Origin of the sequence: Treponema vincentii F0403 (assembly GCF_000412995.1) — a bacterium.
In the GTDB taxonomy this organism is placed as follows: domain Bacteria; phylum Spirochaetota; class Spirochaetia; order Treponematales; family Treponemataceae; genus Treponema; species Treponema vincentii.
Window position 1 is genome coordinate 2,004,615 of the sequence record NZ_KE332512.1, and the last position, 20,933, is coordinate 2,025,547.

17 protein-coding genes are annotated in these 20,933 nt (G+C 49.5%); 7 read left to right on the top strand and 10 right to left on the bottom strand.

From position 1 onward, the window contains the following. Positions 1 to 7: 7 nt before the first annotated feature. From HMPREF1222_RS09105 to HMPREF1222_RS09130, 6 genes are all read right to left on the bottom strand, one after another. Positions 8 to 865, bottom strand: coding sequence for an ABC transporter permease subunit (locus tag HMPREF1222_RS09105; RefSeq protein WP_006188585.1), 858 nt, complete (start codon positions 863 to 865; stop codon positions 8 to 10). Continuing rightward, positions 862 to 1,911, bottom strand: coding sequence for an ABC transporter permease (locus HMPREF1222_RS09110; protein ID WP_016519139.1), 1,050 nt, complete (start codon positions 1,909 to 1,911; stop codon positions 862 to 864). Before HMPREF1222_RS09110 ends, HMPREF1222_RS09105 begins: the two co-directional genes overlap by 4 nt. Beyond that, positions 1,904 to 3,478 carry an ATP-binding cassette domain-containing protein gene (locus HMPREF1222_RS09115; RefSeq protein WP_016519140.1) on the bottom strand — a complete coding sequence of 525 codons (1,575 nt, stop codon included), beginning with the start codon at positions 3,476 to 3,478 and terminating at the stop codon, positions 1,904 to 1,906. The genes HMPREF1222_RS09110 and HMPREF1222_RS09115 overlap by 8 nt, the downstream gene beginning before the upstream one ends. Positions 3,479 to 3,487: 9 nt before the next feature. Then, positions 3,488 to 4,510, bottom strand: coding sequence for a BMP family ABC transporter substrate-binding protein (locus HMPREF1222_RS09120; RefSeq protein WP_016519141.1), 1,023 nt, complete (start codon positions 4,508 to 4,510; stop codon positions 3,488 to 3,490). 301 nt (positions 4,511 to 4,811) lie between these two features. Continuing rightward, complete coding sequence (locus tag HMPREF1222_RS09125) at positions 4,812 to 5,111, bottom strand: acylphosphatase (protein ID WP_006188589.1); 300 nt, start codon at positions 5,109 to 5,111, stop codon at positions 4,812 to 4,814. After that, positions 5,104 to 5,898, bottom strand: coding sequence for a PHP domain-containing protein (locus HMPREF1222_RS09130; RefSeq protein ID WP_016519143.1), 795 nt, complete (start codon positions 5,896 to 5,898; stop codon positions 5,104 to 5,106). Before HMPREF1222_RS09130 ends, HMPREF1222_RS09125 begins: the two co-directional genes overlap by 8 nt. Before the next feature lie 155 nt (positions 5,899 to 6,053). Here HMPREF1222_RS09130 and thiD point away from each other — a divergent pair, with 155 nt between their 5' ends. The 3 genes from thiD to recJ are packed head-to-tail and all read left to right on the top strand — an operon-like array spanning position 6,054 to position 10,383. Further along, the gene (gene thiD, locus HMPREF1222_RS09135; protein ID WP_006188592.1) at positions 6,054 to 6,863 is read left to right on the top strand and encodes a bifunctional hydroxymethylpyrimidine kinase/phosphomethylpyrimidine kinase; all 810 of its coding nucleotides are present in this window, start codon (positions 6,054 to 6,056) and stop codon (positions 6,861 to 6,863) included. 31 nt (positions 6,864 to 6,894) lie between these two features. Beyond that, positions 6,895 to 8,226, top strand: a complete 1,332-nt coding sequence (locus HMPREF1222_RS09140) for a thymidine phosphorylase (protein WP_016519144.1) — start codon at positions 6,895 to 6,897, stop codon at positions 8,224 to 8,226. Positions 8,227 to 8,247: 21 nt separating this feature from the next. Beyond that, entirely contained in the window at positions 8,248 to 10,383 is a 2,136-nt protein-coding gene (gene recJ, locus HMPREF1222_RS09145) for a single-stranded-DNA-specific exonuclease RecJ (protein WP_016519145.1), read from the top strand. Between the two features lie 325 nt (positions 10,384 to 10,708). On the opposite strand, the gene HMPREF1222_RS09150 is transcribed toward recJ, so the two are convergent. The 3 genes from HMPREF1222_RS09150 to HMPREF1222_RS09160 all read right to left on the bottom strand — a co-directional run bounded on the left by HMPREF1222_RS09150 (position 10,709) and on the right by HMPREF1222_RS09160 (position 12,664). After that, positions 10,709 to 11,932 (bottom strand): M20 family metallopeptidase, encoded by a 1,224-nt coding sequence (locus HMPREF1222_RS09150; protein WP_016519146.1) that lies wholly within the window; start codon positions 11,930 to 11,932, stop codon positions 10,709 to 10,711. Between the two features lie 229 nt (positions 11,933 to 12,161). Further along, a complete protein-coding gene (locus HMPREF1222_RS09155; protein ID WP_016519148.1) occupies positions 12,162 to 12,422 on the bottom strand; it encodes a Txe/YoeB family addiction module toxin in 261 nt (86 codons plus the stop codon). Continuing rightward, on the bottom strand, positions 12,422 to 12,664 hold the full coding sequence (locus tag HMPREF1222_RS09160; protein WP_016519149.1) for a type II toxin-antitoxin system Phd/YefM family antitoxin: 243 nt from the start codon (positions 12,662 to 12,664) through the stop codon (positions 12,422 to 12,424). The genes HMPREF1222_RS09155 and HMPREF1222_RS09160 overlap by 1 nt, the downstream gene beginning before the upstream one ends. A 133-nt stretch (positions 12,665 to 12,797) precedes the next feature. Here HMPREF1222_RS09160 and HMPREF1222_RS09165 point away from each other — a divergent pair, with 133 nt between their 5' ends. From HMPREF1222_RS09165 to nifJ, 4 genes are all read left to right on the top strand, one after another. Then, positions 12,798 to 14,303: a hemolysin family protein gene (locus HMPREF1222_RS09165; protein WP_425314954.1), complete on the top strand. Its 1,506-nt coding sequence runs from the start codon at positions 12,798 to 12,800 to the stop codon at positions 14,301 to 14,303. Continuing rightward, positions 14,300 to 15,562, top strand: coding sequence for a hemolysin family protein (locus HMPREF1222_RS09170; protein ID WP_016519151.1), 1,263 nt, complete (start codon positions 14,300 to 14,302; stop codon positions 15,560 to 15,562). Before HMPREF1222_RS09165 ends, HMPREF1222_RS09170 begins: the two co-directional genes overlap by 4 nt. Positions 15,563 to 15,717: 155 nt before the next feature. Continuing rightward, complete coding sequence (locus HMPREF1222_RS09175) at positions 15,718 to 16,932, top strand: galactokinase (protein ID WP_016519152.1); 1,215 nt, start codon at positions 15,718 to 15,720, stop codon at positions 16,930 to 16,932. Positions 16,933 to 17,070: 138 nt separating this feature from the next. Further along, positions 17,071 to 20,625: a pyruvate:ferredoxin (flavodoxin) oxidoreductase gene (nifJ, locus tag HMPREF1222_RS09180; protein WP_016519153.1), complete on the top strand. Its 3,555-nt coding sequence runs from the start codon at positions 17,071 to 17,073 to the stop codon at positions 20,623 to 20,625. Positions 20,626 to 20,688: 63 nt separating this feature from the next. Here nifJ and HMPREF1222_RS12785 read toward each other — a convergent pair whose 3' ends face one another. Further along, positions 20,689 to 20,850: a hypothetical protein gene (locus HMPREF1222_RS12785; protein ID WP_155997624.1), complete on the bottom strand. Its 162-nt coding sequence runs from the start codon at positions 20,848 to 20,850 to the stop codon at positions 20,689 to 20,691. Positions 20,851 to 20,933 lie beyond the last annotated feature (83 nt).

Genomic DNA, 20,933 nt, shown 5'->3' on the forward strand with positions numbered 1-20,933 from the left:
GGCTCGATTATTTAACCCTATAGTGTTTCCAGATTCGGACAATCAGCTTTTCGGCGATAATCAGAAAGAGGCCGAGCACAAAAGGCAGGCCGATCAAAAGCGCCGGATGTTCCATACCGATCTGCGCGGCTGCGATGGTGTTTTCAAGATAGACGAACAGCAGCGCGGCGCAGGTTGTCCCGATAACGGAACGGCCGCCTGCATACGCAAGTACAAGGGCAATCCATCCCTTGCCGGCGCTTTGGTTGGGAACAAAGGCTCCCAGCTGCAGGGACAACAGGCAGCCTGCAAGCGCTGCCGCCGCCCCGGACATTCCCATTGCCGCTATCTTTAACCGTGCGGTATGCACCCCTATCGAATCTAAAAATGCAGAATCCTTTCCCAGTATCTTTATCCGTAAGCCTGTTTTGGTATAGCGGCAAAAGAGGGCAAGTCCGAGGCTCGTTAAAACGGCAAGCGCCGCGCTTACCGTTTTAACCGACTGCGGCTGAAGCAGCAGTTCGGGCGGCAGCGCTACGATACTCCGGTTGCCGAAAAGCCGTGTGCTGAGTACGGAAACAAAGCCCGCGGCAGTTAGGTTGACCGCAAGCCCGAGTATGTAGATATTTGCCTTCCGGTAAACGGTAAGATAGGTAATAAATATACTTAACCCTGCACCCAGCACGAGTGAAACGGCAATACCGGGAATAAGACCGCCGAAGCTTTCTGCAAGCAGGATACCGCCGATTCCCGTAAAGGCGCTTAACAGCATCAGCCCTTCTATTCCGACATTTAACAAGCCAATATATTCCGAAACAAGGGCGGCGCAGGCGGCAATTAAGAGCGGAGCTGCTTGGGCAATCAAGGTAATCGATGCGGTTATCATAATGTCTGCCCCCTTCGTTTTTGCCGGAAAAAATCGACCGTTATCAGTATGAATGCGATCCCCTGTACAATCGAAGAAAGATCAAAAGAGATGCTCGTCTGGAGCATTGCAGCCTTGCCGCCCGCTTCCATCCATGCAAAAAACAGCGCGCCGAATACCGCTCCTAACGGATGGTTACGCCCGATAAGCGCCGCGGAAATTCCGCTCCAGCCGAGCCCGGATGTAATGCCCGCATAGACATAGTGCCGCGAGCCGTACACGCTGAATGCGCCCGCAAGTCCGTGGCACGCTGCGCCGAAAGTCAGCGCCAAGACGGAAATCAGCCCTACCTTAATGCCTTGAGATTGTGCAAAGGCGCGGTTGGTGCCGGTCAATCCCAGTTCGTAGCCGTAGCGGGTACGTTTGAACATCCCGTAAAGCAGCGCCGTTATGATCACGGTGAAAAAGATACTGCTATTCAGAGTCGAAGGTTTCCAAAAAGAGGTGAAAAACCAGCTTTCGGTTGTATACGGGGTTGCCATCAAATTACTGGCGGAATCCCGAAATATATCGTTGACGCCGTAGTCGATAAGCGGCAGCAGTGCGCACGATAAAAGGTAGGTGCTGATCAGTTCGGTAATACCGAGAAATTGTTTAAGGCAGGCGGAGATAAAGCCTAAAAGGCCGGAGCAAAGTGCTGCGAGTATACAGCCGGCGATAAGACCGAACGGTTGCGGAAATTGAGGCGTCATCAGTGCAAATTCCACCGCGATAAATGACGCGAGATAGGCTTGGCCTTCTCCGCCGAGGTTAAAAAAGCCTGCCTTTGCCGGAAGGATAAAGCCCATCGCACAGAGCAAAATAAGAGAGGCTCGATCGAGCATATTGCCCAAATAAAATGTGTCGGTAAAAGGGTCGATAAAAAACGAGGCGAGTGTTTCCAGCGGTTCTTCGCTCTGCGCCGCCAGACAGATTGCCGCCGCCGCTACGCTTGCCGTTACCGAAATAACACTGTTTAAAAGCGGAGCGGCTTTTTTTATCGCGTGTTTTTGAATGCCGTTATTCATCTTTACCTGCCTGCATCATAGCCGCAATAATTGCCGCGCGGTTATATGCGGGGCGTTCCATAAAGCGGGTTAGAACGCCGCGGTATAATACATGGATACAGTCGCAGGTTTCAAGCGCGGCATCCACATCGGAAGTCAACACGATAACCGCTGCCCCTGCTGCGGCAAGACTGCGGAGCCGCTGCAAAAGTGCAAGCTGCACCTTCCGGTCTAATCCCCAATAAGGTTCGGCACAGATAACCAGCTGCGGCGGCGGATTGTCGAGCTCGCGGCTGAAAATCAGCTTTTGGATCATGCCGCCCGATAAGCTTAGCACCGAATCTTTCCATGAGCGGGGAATATCGAATGAGCAATGACGCTTCCATGCTTCCGCCGCTTTGGGGGAATAAATGCCGCAGCGGTACAGCGATGCGCGGGCGCGGACATAGAGGTTTTCCGCAATGCTGTGCCCGCCGGCGATGCCGTTTCTCATCCGTTTGCTGGGAATGTAGGCATAAGTTTCGCGCGGTATGCGTGTAATGGGCAGACCGTCAAACCGGATAGTTCCCTTGTCGGGCTTAAGCGTATTGACCAGCAAATACTCCAAAAGTTCCAGCCCCTGTTTTTTTATCCCGACTACGCCGGTTATCTTCCCATGCGGGACGTCGATTGAAAAGTCGGAAAAGCGGACACCCCTGCTGCTGACGGCGGCAACATGGGAAACGGTTAACCCTGCCGCTTTTTCAGATTGTAACGTATCTTGCGGCGATAGTGCGTCCGGCTGCGTCAACAGTGCGGCAGGGGCTTGCTGAACCGGCTCGATACCCTGTTGCTCTGCGGCTTCTTCCCATTCGGTCTGCTCGGAACCGAAGATTTCCTGCAGCAGAAGATGAGCGTTTACGGTAGAATCGATCGGACTATCCCATACCGTCTTACCGTTCCGCAAAATATGCACCGTGTCCATAAAGTTCAGCACTTCTTGGATGCGGTGCGTTACCACGATAATACACGCGTCCCTATCTGCGCAGCTGCGGAGAATTCCGTACAGCCGGGTAATTTCCTGCGGGCTGAAAGAGGCGGACGGTTCGTCCAAAAAGAATACCGAAGGATTTTTGAGTAACGCTTCGCCGATTGCCGCCCAGTGCAGCTGCGCAGTATCGAGCGTTTCCGCTTTTTGCGTCAGCGGCAGCGTAATGCCGTAACGGGAGAGCGCCGCAGCGATTGCATTTTGAGTTTTTTGCGGCGAAAGCAAGCCGGAGGAGATGCCTTTCGCGGTATGCAGTCCGATTGCAAGGTTTTCCCATACCGTAAGCTCCGCCGAAAGCTGAGGATGCTGCGGCACCAGTACAATTCCTTGTACAATGCCGTCCGCAACGGAGTGCAGGTTAAGCGGTGTTCCGTTGTAAAGAATGCGGCCGCTATCCTGCCGTAAATTGCCGGTGCAAAGGCGGGCAAGCGTTGATTTTCCGGCACCGTTTTCGCCTAACAGGGCGTGTATCTTGCCTGCTTCAAACCGAATGCTTACTCCGTCTACGGCGGTAATACCGTTTTCCGGAAACGTAAATCTCAGGTTTTCCGTTGAAAACACAAATACTTCCTATTTGTCGGATAAGGCCGTTTTCCCGCTTTTAATATCATCTATCAGCTGCTTTACTTTTTGAATGGCCGTTTGAGGAACTGCGGAAGGTACGCCTTCAAAGGCAAAGCCGACAGCGTCGTCTTTTATGCCGAGTTCTACCGGTTTACCGAATTCCAAGCGCCCTTCTACAAAGGCGATGACCGAGTCGGTGCACGCTGTTTTTTGGCTAACTTCCGTTGAACCGACTACGATATCTTTTCCATAAGAATAACCCGGCCGGTCAAACCACATCACATACGCGCCGTTTTCGCGGGCAGCAGCCACAACACCGGCATTTCCGCCGCCGCAGATCGTTAAGATAACATCGGCGTTATTTTTAATCATCGAAACGGCAAGCTCCGATGCTTTTGCGGCGTCGTACCAATTGCCGAGTACGCGGAAATCCAGTTCAAAATTCTTATTAACGGCTTTTGCCCCGTCCAAATAACCTTTCCGTATTTTATCGTTCATCACCGGATATTCCTGACCGGCAAGCAGTCCGATCTTATACGCAGCGTTTGCGTTTTTCATAGTGCTCGTGCTGATAAGTGCGGCATAATAACCGTTAAGGTAGCCTTGTTCGTAATGGTTAAAGCCGACTGTTTTTATTTGAGCGTTTCCGGCAAGATATCCGTCCAGCAGCAGGAATTTTTGCTGCGGGGCAAACTGCAGCACTTTTTCCGCAATCGCAGGCAGCGAAGGGTTTGAGCTGATAATTAAATCATACTTTTTGCTGATGGCCAGCGCCGTCAATCCGTTTTGCCATTCACCCTGATTGACTCCGCCTTCCACTACCTTGACGGTAATCGGCTGCCCTTTTTTATCCAGCTGCGCCTTCGCTTCCTGTACGCCTTCTACGAGCAATTCATACGTCGGATTCCCCTTGACAATTCCGGGTACAAAAACCGCAACGGAAACAGCCTTTGTTTTTGCAAAAAGAGGCGCCCCTGCAATTAAGGCGAGACTACAAATCAGCATGATTATTTTTTGTTTTAGCGTCATGTTACACTCCTATAAAAACTTTTGCAGGAAACATAAGTTTCCGAAAAAGTTTTTAGTCGTGCGCGCATTACGCGCACACGTAAATAATCAAGTTTGCGTAAGCAAACTTGAGATAAAAAGCTCCGACGCTATTTTAGGCGGAGCTTTTTATCGTAGCTCCTTACTGTATTAACTATAGCTAATTATAAATAAAGCGATTAAAAATGGTAAAATTGTTAATCGATAGGCACATACCGTACCTTATTTCTCTATTCTTGTCTAGGATTTTTATGAAGCAACGAAGTAGATGCCCCGTATATTTTCAAAAGAGGATTTCAAATGAAGGGAGACCTTGATACTGCGCCGCAGTAACGGTAAAGTTTGAAATATACGCACGCGGATGGGTATGCTGCACCGCGTCGAAAAAGTCATACAATGCGGAACCTTCTCCTTCCGCAAATATTTCCACCGAATAGTCGGGACAGTTCCGCACCCAGCCGGTGATGCCGAATTCCCGTGCAACCTGTACCGTCCAATAACGGAATCCTACGCCCTGTACCCGTCCTTCTACAAAGGCACGGGCTGCCTTCCGTCCGGTATTCGGCGATGTCTCTTTACGCATGTGCAAAACCCAGCGCTTCCGCCGCATCGAGTACGGAAATTCCGAGTTCTTCCGCATACTCGATACCGTTTTGCACTCCTGCCAAAACTTGTTCTATTTGATGTGCATCGGCATTGCAGATAATGCGGGCATCCTTTTGCGCAGCCCGCTTCCAAAATGCCGCCACGGGATATTGATAGTCTTCTCCGTAGTCCCGCTGCACTTTCGATTTAATCAGCCCGTAGCCGTTTATCTCCAGCGGCATTCCCAAATCATTTGCCGCGTCTATCAGCGCATCCGCACAGGCAAGGCAGTCTGCATCGATAGAGTGTATCCCGCTTAAAAATAAATCGGGATGCGCTAAAAACTTATAGATCCCCGACTTCATTCCTTCAATCGTAAAATCGATATAGGTACGCAGCAGACGTTTTTCCGTAACAGACGCTATGTACTTAAATTCGCCGTTCAGCGGGAACCAGTGGGAACCGAACACCAGATAGTCGGCTCCGTAGCGGCCGAGCAGTTCATCTTTAAACCAGCTGCGGTGCCGCGGAGACCATTCACACTCAAACCCGAAATACACGGGAAAATCCGCCTCTTTTTTTGCTTCTTCAACAAGGCGCTTATAAAGCGGTATATCCGCCGCCGACATCCTGCAATAGAGCCATATATCGTCATTGGGATAAGGGCAATGGTCGGAAAATCCGAGCGCGGAACAACCGCCGGCAGCGGCTTGCCGCACATAATGAAGCGGCGTGCCCTCAGCATGCTTGCACAGATAGGTATGCGTATGAAAATTACTGAGCATAAAAAAAGTATAGCGGTAAGCCTTTGAAATGTCAAACTTAGCAAGGACGATCGCATCGGATACTTTTTAAACATCTCCTTTTGCCGATCTTGACTTAACGGATAAATGTGATATAGTTTTCTCTCGTAAATATTTTCATAATTGAGGAGTATGTAATGATAAAACTAGCGACAATTGCAGGTTCCGATGCATCAGGCGGTGCAGGACTTGAGGCGGATTTAAAAACATTTCAGGAGTACGGCGGCTATGGTATGGCAGCGATCACCTTGGTTGCTACCATGAATCCCCACAAGGATTGGGGACATGAAGTATTCCCGATCGCCGAAGATTCCCTTAGAGCACAGCTTGAAACCATTTTTACCGGTATCGGAGTTGATGCGGCAAAAACGGGAATGCTGGCAACTCCCTACGCAATCGAATTGGCTGCCGAGTATCTTAGTAAATATAAGGTAAAAAACTATGTCCTTGATCCGGTGATGATCTGTAAAGGCGGAAATTTACCGCTTAATCCCGAAATTAACGAATTGCTGATTAAAAAACTGTTACCGCTTGCAAAAATTATTACACCCAATGTGTTTGAGGCAGGACAAATTGCTCATGTCGATACGCCTTCAACACTGGGAGAAATTAAAGAAGCCGCCAAGCGGATCTACGATATGGGTGCCCCGCATGTGTTTATCAAGGGCGGTTCAAAATTAAAGGGTGCGGAAACCTCAATCGATGTTTTCTATGACGGTAAAGATTTCCGGTATCTTGAAGCGGAATTGATTAAGACCGAATGGACTCACGGCTGCGGCTGTACCGTTGCGGCGGCAATTACTGCGGGCTTGGGCTTTGGACTCGAACCGTATGAAGCTGCTCTTCGCGCAAAGAAATTTATCACATTGAGCCTTCGTAACGGTTTTGCTCTCAATAAATGGGTAGGACCGGGAAACCCCGCCGCGTGGCGCAAGCCGTTCAATTAAGAGATATATTAGATTAATAAGGAAGAAGAATATGCGTGCAGTTGATATTATTATGAAAAAGCGCGGGTTTAAGAAAACCGGCGCCGGAATCCTCTCTCGGGAAGAAATCGCTTTTTTAGTGAACGGGTATGTAGCCGGAGAGATTCCCGATTATCAAATGTCCGCATGGCTGATGGCGGTTTACTTTAACGGTATGACATTTGACGAAACCGCCATCCTTACCGACGTGATGCTGCATTCCGGGGCGGTGATGGATTTGTCGGGGATTGAAGGCCCATTTGTCGATAAGCATTCCACCGGCGGAGTAGGGGATAAACTTTCTCTGCCGCTAGCGCCTATTGTTGCCGCCTGCGGGGTAAAAGTCCCGATGATGAGCGGTAGGGCGTTAGGGCATACGGGCGGTACACTCGATAAACTTGAATCGATTACCGGATATAAGACCGGCCTTTCCGTTGAACAATTCCGGAATTATATCAAAAAGATCGGCTTTGCGATGACGGGGCAGACAAAAGAGATTGTCCCTGCCGACCGTCTGATTTACGCCCTGCGCGACGTTACCGCAACCGTTGAATCGGTGCCGCTGATTACCGCGAGCATTCTTTCCAAGAAGGTCGCCGAAGGCGCCGACGCCTTGGTATTCGATGTAAAATGCGGAAGCGGTGCCTTTATGAAGACCTTGCCCGAAGCCGAAGCGCTCGCAAAGAGTCTTGTCGGTACCGGCACTGCAATGGGTAAAAAAGTTATCGCGATGATAACCGATATGTATGAGCCGTTAGGAAATGCAGTCGGCAACTTTTTGGAAATGGAAGAAACCTACAATGTACTGAAAGGCGCAGGACCTCATGATGTAACCGATTTAACGTTACAGCTTGCCGGCTGGATGCTCGTGCTCGGCGGCAAGGCGGGAACTAAGGAAGAGGGAATTAAGAAAGCGCAAGAGGCGCTTCGCAGCGGTAAAGCGTTAGAACTGTTCCTCGAAAATATTACGCTGCAGGGCGGTAATGCGCAGCAGTTCGTTGCCGAATGCGGTAAGCGCCGCAGCCCGTATACCTGCCAAATCAAGGCGGAACAGGACGGCTTTATTGCGGATATCGATGCGTTCCAAATCGGTATTGCGGGCGTCAATCTCGGAGTCGGCCGCAATAAAACCACCGATGCGGTGTGCCCCGATGCCGGTATGATTCTGCATAAGCACGCAGGCGATGCCGTTAAAAAAGGCGACCTTATTATGGACGTATACGGCAAGGATGCGGAATGTCTGCCTGCCGCTTCCGATATTATCAAAACGGCAATACGGTATGCAGCGGATAAGCCTCAAGCGCGCCCGCTGGTATTTAAAGAAATCTCTGCGGCCGATCTATAGCTGCACATCCGGTACCATACAGTGAATTGGGAAAAAAAAGATATAGACCCCGATATTGTCCGCTCCATGGCGCAGCAGTACGGCTGCAGCCCGCTTGTTGCATCTATTCTGCTGCGGCGCGGAATCGCCGAAGGGAGCGAGGCTTTCTTTCACCTTGAAAACGATCTCCGCTATGTGCATAATCCCTTCCTTTTTACGAATATGGAGGATGCCGTAGACCGGCTCCTCGATGCAAAAGAAGAAGGCGAGCGCGTACTTATTTTTGGAGACCGCGATGCGGACGGCATCACGGCCGTTACCGTCCTCTACGAAGCGCTCACCGATTTAGGTATCCCGACAACGTGGCGGATTCCTACCGGCGACGAGCCGTACGGCCTTTCCTGCGAAGCGGTCGATGCGCACGAAGCCGACGGCGGTACACTTATCGTTACCGTGGACTGCGGTATTTCAAATATTGAAGAAATTGCCTATGCTGCGGAAAAGGGGATCGACGTTATCGTTATCGATCACCATACCCCGCAAGATAAACTGCCCGATGCGGCGGTAATCATTAACTGTAAAGTGCCGGGATCAGGATATCCCAACAGTCATCTTTCCGGATGCGCTACGGCGTGGAAGGTCGCTGTCGCCTTGCGCTTCGGACTCCTCGACATCTATAAGCAGCAGATTTGCCTTTTAAATGTCCGGCCGGTCAACGATGCGTTCGCGGTGGAAGCTATTCATACCGTCAATTTAGTTGAAACGGCCCGAATCAGCGAAACGATCATTCCCGGTATGGTTTCTTTTTCCGATACGAGGCTCGGCAGATTTTTGCAAGGCCAGCAGATTTTTGTGTGGGATAAGGAACTGCAGCTCAAGCAGCTGGAAAAAGTATTCGGTAAATCGGTTGAGTTTTATGTGAACGACTTTAGACTTGAATGCGCAAAGTTTTCGCCCCAGCTTGCCGAGCTGAGCCTTTTGCGGTTAAAGAACTTATCGAGAATCGGAAAGTACAACGACACGCCGATGTCCGAACTCGACGGCTTTTTTAATATCTTTATTACGCTTGTCCAGCAAGCGCATAACCTATACGGCGAGAAAGAAAAAAGTGAATTACAGCTCGTAGCGCTTTCGCTCCTTGCAGACCTGATGCAGTTGACCGGAGAAAACCGGATATTGGTAAAACAAGGTTTGGCGGCAATCAATGCTGCGCCGCGTGCCGGTCTTTCCGAGCTGATGATAAAGCAGGGGCTTATCGGTAAGCAAATCGGAACCAACGATATTGCATGGAATATTACTCCCGTTATCAATGCCACCGGACGGATGGGGAAGCCCGAAACGGCAATCCGCCTCTTCCTCGAAAAAGATCCTGGAGTACGCAATGAACTTGCAACTGCAATTATTGCAATGAACGAGGATCGGAAAGAGCTTGGAAAGACGGGTTGGGCGGTTGCCGAACCGATTGCGCGGGAAAGCCTTGCAAAATACCGCGAAAAACTCACCGTTGTCGTCAGCGATAAAATTCACCGCGGCATCACCGGCATTCTTTCAAACCGGCTTGCAGATAGATTTAATGTGCCGAGCATGGTGATCTGCCTTATGGAAAACGGTACCGCAGTCGGTTCGCTCCGTTCGGCACGCGGTTATCGGGTGCTTTCGTTGCCGGAAGCCTATCCCGATTTTTTCCTCGATTACGGCGGGCATGCATTTGCGGCGGGCTTTAGCTTGATGCAGGAAAAAGTTGCTCCGTTTTTAAAGAAAGTGCAGGAATTTACCGCCGCTATCGAATTTGACGAAAACTCCGAACATCCGTCTCTTGCCATCGATGCGGAACTGCCGCACGGCTATTTGACGCCCGACCTTCTAACCGTACTCGACACCTTTGAGCCCTACGGCGAAGGGTTTCCGCCGCTGTTGTTTGCCGTAAAAGGCGTTACGATAACCGCCGCCTCGATTATGGGTAAAACCCAACCGCAGCATTTACGGCTTACGCTCGACTGCGGAACATATAAGTGGACAGCCGTTTACTGGCAGGCGGCGGATAAGCTGAACGTCGAATTTAAAATCGGCGACAGTATCGACGCCGTATTTACAGTTAGCCGGAACAGCTTTAACGGCAACACGGTACCCCAAATGGTTATTCAAGATATGCGGAAAACCGGAGCGGACACACGGTAAGAAATGTACTTTCATGTACATTGAGGATTGTCAGTAGCGGCGCGCGGTATATCCCCTCTTCTTTCGAAAAACTTGCTGCTGCATGGAACCACCGCCGTCCGTGGCGGTACTGATACGTTGAGGTCTTCAGTAGCGGCACGGATGCCATCGTTCAGAAATGAACATCCTTGTTCATTTCTGAGCTTCAAGTTTTTCATAACGAAAAACTCGATACTGTTTAGAACCACTGACATCCTGTCAGAGAAGCGATGTTTCGGTTTCACCGAAACTCGCAGCCAAAAGTGTACAAGGATGTACACTTTTGGCGTAGATGCGCCGTCTATTTTCAAAAGGTAAGCATTATGGAAAGATACAGCTTAGCCGCTTCCTCCAATTGCGAAAGCTTAATATGTTCGTTTTCGCGGTGCACGACGGCAAGATCTCCCGGGCCGATGATAACGGGCGTCAACCCCTGTTGTACCAGTACGCTACCGTCGGTGGAACCGGCAAAGATATCAGGAATATAGGGAAGTCCGACTGCTTCCAGCGCCGTTTTGCACCGCTGCACCAACGGATCTGTTTCCGCCGTAACCCACGAAGGGCGTTTATCGGCGACGGTATACGACACTTGAGCGGTAGGAACTTCTTGATGCAGCTGCGCAATCAGTTCATCCAGCTGTGCCCACACCGCATCGACGGGATGACCGACGGCAAGCCGTGCATCCACGGTAAAAACACAAGTGTCGGGAACTACCTGCGGTTCTACTCCCGCCTGTATCGCCAGCGTCCGCCAAAAGGACTCCCCGTTCTCCACCGAAGAATATCCCGACAAATCCGTATGCTTAATCTTTTCTATTAAATTGATTGCCGTATAAATGGCATTATCTCCCGCGCCTGCCTGTGAACCGTGAGCTGTTTTACCCCGTACACAGACATCCGCCCATGTGCGTCCCTTTCCTTTTATACACAGCTTTAAATCGGTCGGCTCACACACCACGAGCGAGCGGGCTCCGTCAAGCAACGGAGAATGCAGGAGCTTCTTTGAACCTTTCATGTAGTTTTCTTCGTCGATTGTTGCAGCAAAGATAATATCGGTAGGGGGGATAATCCCGTGCCGCTGTAAAACAGCCATTGCATAGAGCGCAGCCGTCAGTCCGCTTTTCATATCGCTGCTGCCGCGGCCGTAGAGAACACCGTCCCGTATTTCCGCACCGAACGGATCAAAGTTCCATCGTTTGCGCTCTTCATCGGAAACCGGTACGACATCCGTATGGCCGGTAAAGATGATACTGTTTTCGCGGGTTTTCCCGCGCACCCGTGCGACAATGTCGCAGCGGTTTCCTTCAACCCGTACTCGCTCATACTCAATCTTATTTGCCTTTAGAAAATCTTCTATATATTGAAGCATCGGTGCTTCGTTCCCCGGCGGATTGATGCTGGGAATTTTTACGGCTCCGGCAAAAAATGCCCGGAGTTCATCATCATCGATATAATCAAAATACTTTTGCATCGAGGAAACATCAAAAACCTCGCCCCTTACCGTATCATCAATAACAATATTTGTTCTCATGATAACACTCCTCTGTGTATGAATATATCATACTTATCGACCGTTGTTCCTTGAAATGTGATTACAGTACGAGTATCATCATATTTAACGACACCAATAAATCCTTTATAGTTCATCATAGTTTTATCCCCGCATTTTTATCAATGATAAGTACAACAGAGGGCATCAACCTAACATTCGCTTAGTCTACATTGACGAAGGTATGTTAAGTTGAAGCGGGTATCAGGTTTTATTCATAATGAGTCCACATTCTTAGAATACGGACTATATGTTCCTTTTCAAAAACTTCATATATCAAACGATGCTGTATATTAATTCTTCTTGAATATTTTCCTGCTAAATCACCAACTAACTTTTCGTAAGGCGGAGAGTTTTCAAAAGGATTATTCTTGATAACTTCAATTAAATATTTTACTGTTTGTTTTAGATTTGACAGTTCAATTTTCTTACTATCTTTTGCCGCCTGTTTTGAATAAACTACAGTCCACATTACCAGTCAAGTTCCTTAATACTCTCTTCCAATGGCTCTTTACTTGCTTCAATGATTGATTCTCTCATTCCCGGAATAGAGCACAAGTATAAGGTTTCTTGAATAGCGTCCCAGTCGTCCTCTGAAATTAAAACCGCATTATTTCTTTTACCGGAAATGATAATCGGTTCATGGAACTCTTTTGTTTGGTCAATTAAGTTATAGAGATTTATTCTCGCTGCGGTAGCTGTCAGTATTGTCATTTACATACCCCCATTATAGCACATAACGTACGAATAACCGTACGTTATGTCAAGAGGAAAATTGCTTTTTATTCTGGCACCCTATCCTTTTCTTGCGGAAGATTATATTTCATGCTACTATACTCCACTGAATATGGATACCGGAGAACCCCCGCATATAGTCTTACTGCTCATCAGTTTATTGGCGCTCTTTTTGCTGTCGATGTTTTTTTCGTCGGCGGAGACGGCGTTCTTGTCTTTGAATAAGCTCAAGCTGCGGTTTTTACGCGAACGGAATAATAAGGCTGCAGCGCGGGCGGAAAAAATTCTGCAAAACAAACAAAAGTTTTTATCGACGATTTTGATAGGGAACAGCATTGTAAACATCGCTATTTCCGTGGTGCTGACCGCCGCCGCGCTGCGGATATTTGGGGATGCAGGGTTGGGTATTGCGGTTGCCGCCGGTACGGTACTGCTGCTGATCTTCGGCGAAATTCTGCCGAAATCTATTGCCCTGGTGTATCCCGATGCGCTGAGCCTTGTGTTTGCTCGCTTTATTCTGTTAGTAATGGCAATTCTTTCACCGGCGGTCAAGCTTTTTTCTGCAGTTACCGGCGTTTTGCTGCGGCTGTGCGGAATCCGCGAGGCGCAAAATACTGCGGCCGTTACCGAAGCGGATTTACGGGAATTCTTTCAGGCGCGGGAAGAAGGCGGCTTTATCGGCAGCGATGAACGCACTTTGCTGACAAACATTCTCCGTTACGGCGATTTTTCCGTTCGCAGTGTGATGACCCCGCGGCGCGATATTGCGGCAATCCATATCGGCGCCACTGCAGCGGAAATTATCGAATTGTCAAAAAAATCCCGGTTTTCTCGCTTTCCGGTGTACAGCACAAACATCGATGATATACAAGGTTTTTTCTATATTAAAGACTTTCTGTTTTCCCCCGAATACTTGGACGGAAGCGCCGCTTTTCAGGTAAGCGCCTATCTGCGTAAACCGCTTTTTGTATTTGAAACGGCAAAGCTCGCTCAAGTGGAGAAAAAATTCCATACCGAGCAGCAAACGATGGCGATTGTGCTCGATGAATACGGCGGAACAGCGGGGTTGATAACCGTTGAGGATGTCAGCGAAGAGATATTCGGCAGTATTCTTGACGAATATGATGTACGGGAAAATGCCGTGGAACCGAATGCCGCCGCCCAAACAGCCGGCACCCTACAAGCGGTATCTGCCGTACAAGCGGATAAACTCCTATACGCGAACCGCGCCGTACAAGCAAATACCGCCGGGCAAACAGGCACTGCCGCTGAGTCGGGGCGGGCAGGGCAGCTGCTGCAATCGGAGCAAATAGGAACACCGCAAACGGGGCAGCCGGCTGCTCTGTCCGAAGAGGCAAATAGTGCATCCGTAAATGCATTAAAGACTATACCGTGCTTTATCGCAGGTGTCACCCGGCTCAGCGACTTAAACGAACAGCTGAACCTCAATCTTGAATCGGAGTATAGCGACACTATCGGCGGCTATATCATGGAAAAGGCGGGAGAAATTCCTTCCGCCGGTTATTCGGTCGGTATCGAACCGTATCTTTTTACCGTAACAAAGGTTGAAGCAAACCGCATTGTGCAAATTGAAGTACGGATGCAGGCGGAAGCATGAACATCGTTATTATCAGTGTTGAAATAGTTATCCTGCTTGCCTGCGCCGCCTTTTTTTCCGGCACGGAAACGGCGGTAACCGCTATTACGCGGTCGGAATACCGCAGTCTTAAAAAAAGCTCCCGTAAGAATGCGCAGCGGTTAGCCCGATTGGTAGAAATGAAGGATAGAATTGTTACGACCGCGCTTATCGGTACCAATTTTGTCAACACATTGAATTCAGGGCTCATCACCGCTTTTACCCTCAATGTATTCGGTGCGCAGGCGGTTCCCGCAGCAACTGCGGTTATCACCGTGCTTATTATCATCCTCGCCGAAATTTTCCCTAAAGCGCTGGCAGCCGAACGGGCGGAAGCAATCGGCAAGAGCGCCGCACTGCCGCTGTATGTGTGCTACACGCTGCTCCGCCCCGTTGTGGCGGTGTTTTCGTTGTTGACAAAGGCGGTGCTCAAGCTGGCTCATGTCCGGCTGAAAACGGCGCCGGATACCCTCAAAGAAAAAGACCTCCAGCTGCTGGTTCATATCGGACAAGAAGACGGCGCACTCGCGGCCGGAGAAGAAGCCTTGCTGCGAAAGGCCGTTTTGCTGCAGGATGTTAAGCTCCGCAATATTATGACGCCGCGTACTGCGATTATCTCCGTCGATGCCGCCTCGACTTTTCCGCAGGTCATCGAACAATTCCGCCGCAGCCGTTTTTCCCGTCTGCCTGTTTACGATGCCGAAACAAAGACCGTTACCGGTATTATTCATTATAAGTCGCTGTTGTTTGCGTTGCAGGAAGGGCGCAAACCGGAAATTACTGCCTTGCAGCGTCCCGCAATTTTTATCCCCGAAGGTGCTTCCATCTTTTCGGTAATCAAGGCGATGAATGCCAATATGCAAAATATTGCAATCATCATCGATGAACACGGAGGCGTGGCGGGACTTATTACAATGGACGACATTATTGCGGCGGTGTTCAGTACGGTGCAGGACGAATACGGTAAGGCTCGGAATGACCCGATGCGTTCGGTACGGTTTATCAATACCTCGCAGCTTGTTATTCCCGGCGCTCTGCGGCTGGAGGATTGTAATGAGCTGCTGCATACCGATTTTCATTCCGATTATTATGATACGGTCGGCGGTTTTCTACTTGAAAAATGGGGCTATTTGCCGCATACTAATGAGAGGATCGTATGCGGGCGGATCACGTTTACCGTTACTCATATCATCAACAGACGGATCGACACCGTTATCGCAGACCTTTCATTTTTTAGATGATAGGGTAAACGCATCAGATGAATAAAGCAAATATCGCAAAATAATGAGGCGAGACACCCATTTGAACCGCAGGTTCAACTCTGGTTGAACAGCCTTATTTAGTTGGCGGGAATACTTCAAAAATGTCTGCTGCGATTACCCAAGAGAGGATCACCATGACACAACATGAATTTATACAATTTTTAACGGATTTGCCGGAAGAAAAGATGAAGGTTGAATTGATAAAAGCCTTTACCGAGAGATACGGAGCAAGTGAGGAGGAGATCGTGGTGATTGCTTCTCCTGCCCGCATCAATATTATCGGGGAACATATTGACTATAACGGCGGAAAGGTATTCCCGGCGGCGATTGACCGCTATCTCTATGTACTGTTGCGTAAGCGGTCCGATACCGCGATTATCTATGATGATATACGTTTCCCGGGCGCACTTGAATTTTCTTCTACGGAAACATTCCGCTACCGGAAAGAAAATCAATATGCCAATTACCTGAACGGTATGCTCGCAATGATGCAAAAAGACGGATACACGTTGACGAGCGGTTTTGACGTGCTGTTTTTCAGCAAACTGCCGGCCGGCGGCGGTATTTCTTCATCGGCGGCGCTGGAGATAGGCTTCGGACGGGCGGTTAACGAACTGTTCGGCTTTCAGATTGATGCGGTAACGCTTGCTAAAATGGGGCAGGAGTCGGAGCATTCTTTTATGAACGTACAGTGCGGCATTATGGATCAGTTCAGTATCGCAATGGGTAAAAAAGAATGCGCAATGCTGCTCGATACGGCCACGCTTGATTATGAATATGTGCCTCTCGTGCTCGGGGATTACCGTATTGTCGTGATGAACACCAATAAACAGCGCTTGCTTGCAGACTCAAAATACAATGAGCGCCGTGCCGAATGTATGGAAGGACTTGAAATATTAAAAAAGATAAAGCCCATTCATAATCTCTGCGAGCTGCGCTCCTCCGATCTAAGTACGGCTGAGGCGGCACTATCCGACGAGCGTATCTTTAAACGGGTGCGTCATTGCATTACGGAAAATGAACGGGTGCTTGCAGCCGTTGCCGCATTGAAGGCCGGTAATCTGGCACAGCTCGGCGAGCTACTCAAGGCTTCACACACTTCGCTGCAGTACGACTATGAAGTAACCGGCCTTGAGCTTGATACGCTTGCCGGCGCCGCCAATGCCGAGCCGTCCTGCTTAGGAGCGCGCATGACCGGAGCCGGTTTCGGCGGCTGTGCCATTGCATTGGTTCAAAAGGATGCCGTCGCCGAGTTTACCGCCCGTGTCGGTAAAGCCTATACCGAAAAAACCGGCCTTGAGGCATCCTTCTTTGCCTGCAAAGCGGGAGACGGCGCCCATCGGGTGTAACAGACGGCAATTCTATTCCTGAAAGATTGACTGTTAAAAAAAACACGGCAATAATAAAATATTATCCTATGTACAAAAGTGAAAATAGAGCATATAATATACTTACCTATTCACACCATACTTTAAGAGGACGATATTATGCCTGAAAAAAATCTTGTAATGATTGACGGTAATACTGCCGCCGGTCATGTTGCGCATGCGCTTAGTGAGGTCATCGCAATTTATCCTATTACGCCGTCAAGCCCGATGGGAGAAGTTGCCGATGAGTATTCTGCCCACGGGAAAACCAATATTTGGGGAACAATCCCGCAGGTTGTCGAACTGCAATCCGAAGGAGGAGCGTCCGGCGCCGTTCACGGTGCACTGACAACGGGAGCTCTTTCTTCAACCTTTACCGCATCACAGGGACTCTTATTGATGATCCCCAATATGTACAAAATTGCCGGTGAACTGACCAGTACGGTATTCCATGTCGCTGCCCGCGCTTTAGCTACCAGTGCGCTTTCCATCTTCGGCGATCATCAGGACGTTATGGCATGCCGCCAAACAGGCTGGGCAATGCTGGCTTCCAACTCCGTACAGGAAGTTATGGATCTTGCGGTTATCGCTCATACGGCGACACTCGAAGCGCGCGTTCCGTTCCTTCACTTCTTTGACGGCTTTAGAACCTCCCACGAAATTCAAAAAATTGAAGAAGTTTCTCAGGATGTTATGCGGCAGATGATCAATGATGATCTGGTACGCGCGCATCGTCTCCGCGGCTTAACCCCCGAAAAACCGATGATCCGCGGAACCGCTCAAAACCCCGACGTATACTTCCAAGCGCGCGAAGCGGTAAATAAATACTATCTTGCTACCCCCGAAATTGTTCAGCGGGTGATGGATAAATATGCAGCTTTAACAGGCCGCGCTTATCACTTGTTCGATTACTACGGCGATCCCAATGCGGAATCCGTTATCATTTTGATGGGTTCCGGTGCGGATACGGTAGAAGAAACCGTAGACTATCTGAACAGCCAAGGTAAAAAATACGGCTTACTCAAAGTGCGCTTGTACCGCCCCTTCAGTGCGGAAGCCTTTGTAAAAGCATTGCCCGCCAGCGTACAGAACATCACCGTGCTTGACCGCTCGAAGGAGCCCGGCTCGCTCGGCGAAGCGCTCTACGAAGATGTACGCACTGCAATCGGCGAAATGCAGGCGGCAAAGAAATGCCCCTTTACTCACTATCCGGTTATCCTCGGCGGCCGCTACGGTATGGGTTCAAAAGAATTTACTCCGGCAATGGTCAAAGCCGTATTCGATAATATGGAAGGAGAAAAAAAGAGCAACTTCGCAATCGGTATCGAAGACGATGTAACCCATATAAGCCTCGCCTACGATCATCACTTCCATGTTGACGATTCCGGTATGCATCAGGCCATGTTCTACGGACTCGGCTCGGACGGTACGGTAGGCGCCAACAAGAACTCCATCAAGATTATCGGTGAAGCAACCGACAACAACGCGCAAGCCTACTTTGTGTACGATTCCAAAAAATCCGGTTCAATTACTACCTCGCATCTCCGCTTCGGAAAGAAAAAGATCCGCAAGCCCTATCTTGTCGGACAAGCGGACTTTATTGCGTGCCATAAATTCACCTTCCTCGAAACCTACGATATGCTCAAGAGCCTTAAAAAAGGTGGCACCTTCCTTCTGAACAGCCACTGGAATAAGGATGAGGTATGGGAGCACCTGCCGATAGAAGTACAAAAAGACCTTATCGCGAAAGAAGCGAAGTTCTACGTTATCGACGGTGTAAAGATTGCGGAAAAAGCGGGCATGGGCAACCGTATCAACGTTGTTATGCAGACCGCATTCTTTAAAATTTCCGGTATTCTGCCCGAAGATGAAGCGGTAGCGCTGATTAAGAAATTTATCGAAAAATCTTACGGGAAGAAGGGGCCGGAAATTGTTCAAAAGAACATCAAGACCATCGATATGGCGCTTGAAGGGGTTGAACAAGTTACGTATCCCAAAGAAGCAACCAGTAAACTTTCCCGTCATGCCGCAATGAGCGCCGATGCGCCGGAATTTGTCCGCAAAATACTGGGTAAAATCGCTATCAATGAAGGCGATGCGGTAAAGGTAAGTGAAATTCCGGCAGACGGTACCTTCCCGACTGCGACGACTCAGTATGAAAAACGCGCAATTGCAGAGCATATTCCGATTTGGAAGAGCGAACTCTGTATTCAGTGCGGTCAGTGTACCGTTGTGTGTCCTCATGCTGCTATCAGAATGAAGGTCTATGATAAATCCAATATCGACCATGCGCCTTCCGCATTCCGCTCTATACCGTATAAGGGCAAGGAATTCGATAATTCCCTCTTTACCATTCAGGTTTCTCCCGAAGATTGTACGGGATGTGGTATCTGTGTGGAGCAGTGTCCTGCAAAGTCTAAGGAAAATCCGGCGATTAGAGCGATTAATATGGAAGGCTTTGTCGAACACCGCGCTGTTGAATCGGAAAATTGGAAGTTCTTTATGAGCCTCCCCGACCCCGATACGCGCAAGGTCAACTTGAGCCAGCCGAAAGGTATCGGTATGCGCCGCCCGCTCTTCGAATTCTCCGGCGCTTGCGCGGGTTGCGGTGAAACTCCCTATATCGGTGTTCTGTCGCGACTCTTCGGTGATCGTGCCGTTATTGCAAACGCAACCGGGTGTTCTTCCATTTACGGCGGTAACCTTCCCACAACTCCGTATGCAAAACGCGCGGACGGACGCGGACCTGTCTGGTCGAACTCCCTCTTTGAGGATGCGGCCGAATTCGGGTACGGTATGCGCTTAACGAGCGACAAACTTGCGGAATACGCGCGCGAAGTTGCCGGCAAGCTTAAGGAAAAAGGCGTTGCCGCCGCCGCTATCGAAAAAGTGCTGAGCAACGCTCAAGCCGACGATGCGGCGATCGATGAGCAGCGCGTCTTTGTCGATGAGCTGAAAAAAGAATTGGAAAAATCTTCCGACCCGCTCGCAAAAGAGCTGCTATCCCTTACCGATCACTTTATTAAGCGTTCCGTATGGATACTCGGCGGTGACGGCTGGGCGTATGATATCGGCTATGGCGGCTTGGATCACGTACTTGCTTCCGGTAGAAACATCAACGTACTGGTACTCGACACGGAGGTGTATTCCAACACCGGCGGTCAGATGTCAAAGGCTACCCAGATCGGCGCTATTGCAAAATTCGCCGCATCCGGTAAAGAGACCAGCAAGAAAGACCTCGGCATGATGGCGATGAGCTACGGCTATGTGTATGTTGCGCAAGTTTCCATGGGTGCAAATATGTCGCAGGTTATCAAGGCATTCCGTGAAGCGGAAAGCTATGACGGGCCTTCGATTATCATTGCATACAGCCACTGTATCAACCACGGTATCAACATGACGAAGGGTATGTCCAACCAGAAAGAGGCGGTAAGCTGCGGACTTTGGCCGTTGTACCGCTATGACCCGCGTTTAACAGAGCAGGGCAAGAACCCCTTCCAGCTTGACAGCAAAGAGCCTGACTTTAACCTTGCGGACTTTATGTATAAAGAAGTACGCTTTAAGTCGTTAAAGAATGCCAATCCCGAACGTGCTCAAATGCTGCTGGATAAAGCGGTTGCAAAGGCGAAACGGCGCTGGCAGGAGTATAAATACCTTGCCGATCGCCCGTTCTAAGCGGATAGGCAATACACGCAACATGGTATACCTTTAAAAATCCGAAAGGCGCTGTAAAACTCTTTACAGCGCCTTTTTTTGTGCGGCATCTGTTCCGCAGTACATTCTCAAGCGCAGCAGATAATCCGTTTCCGCACGGCTGTTGTACCACTCGTATACCACCAGACCGACACAGATGGCGGCGGCACGCTTGACAAATGATACGGTTGCCGCTACCATTAACATTTGGTGCAAAAAGTTTCGGGTATTTCTAGGGCGCCTTAAAAAAACTCGGGGTGTGTTTAGCGGTATTCGGCTTAAAAAAATTA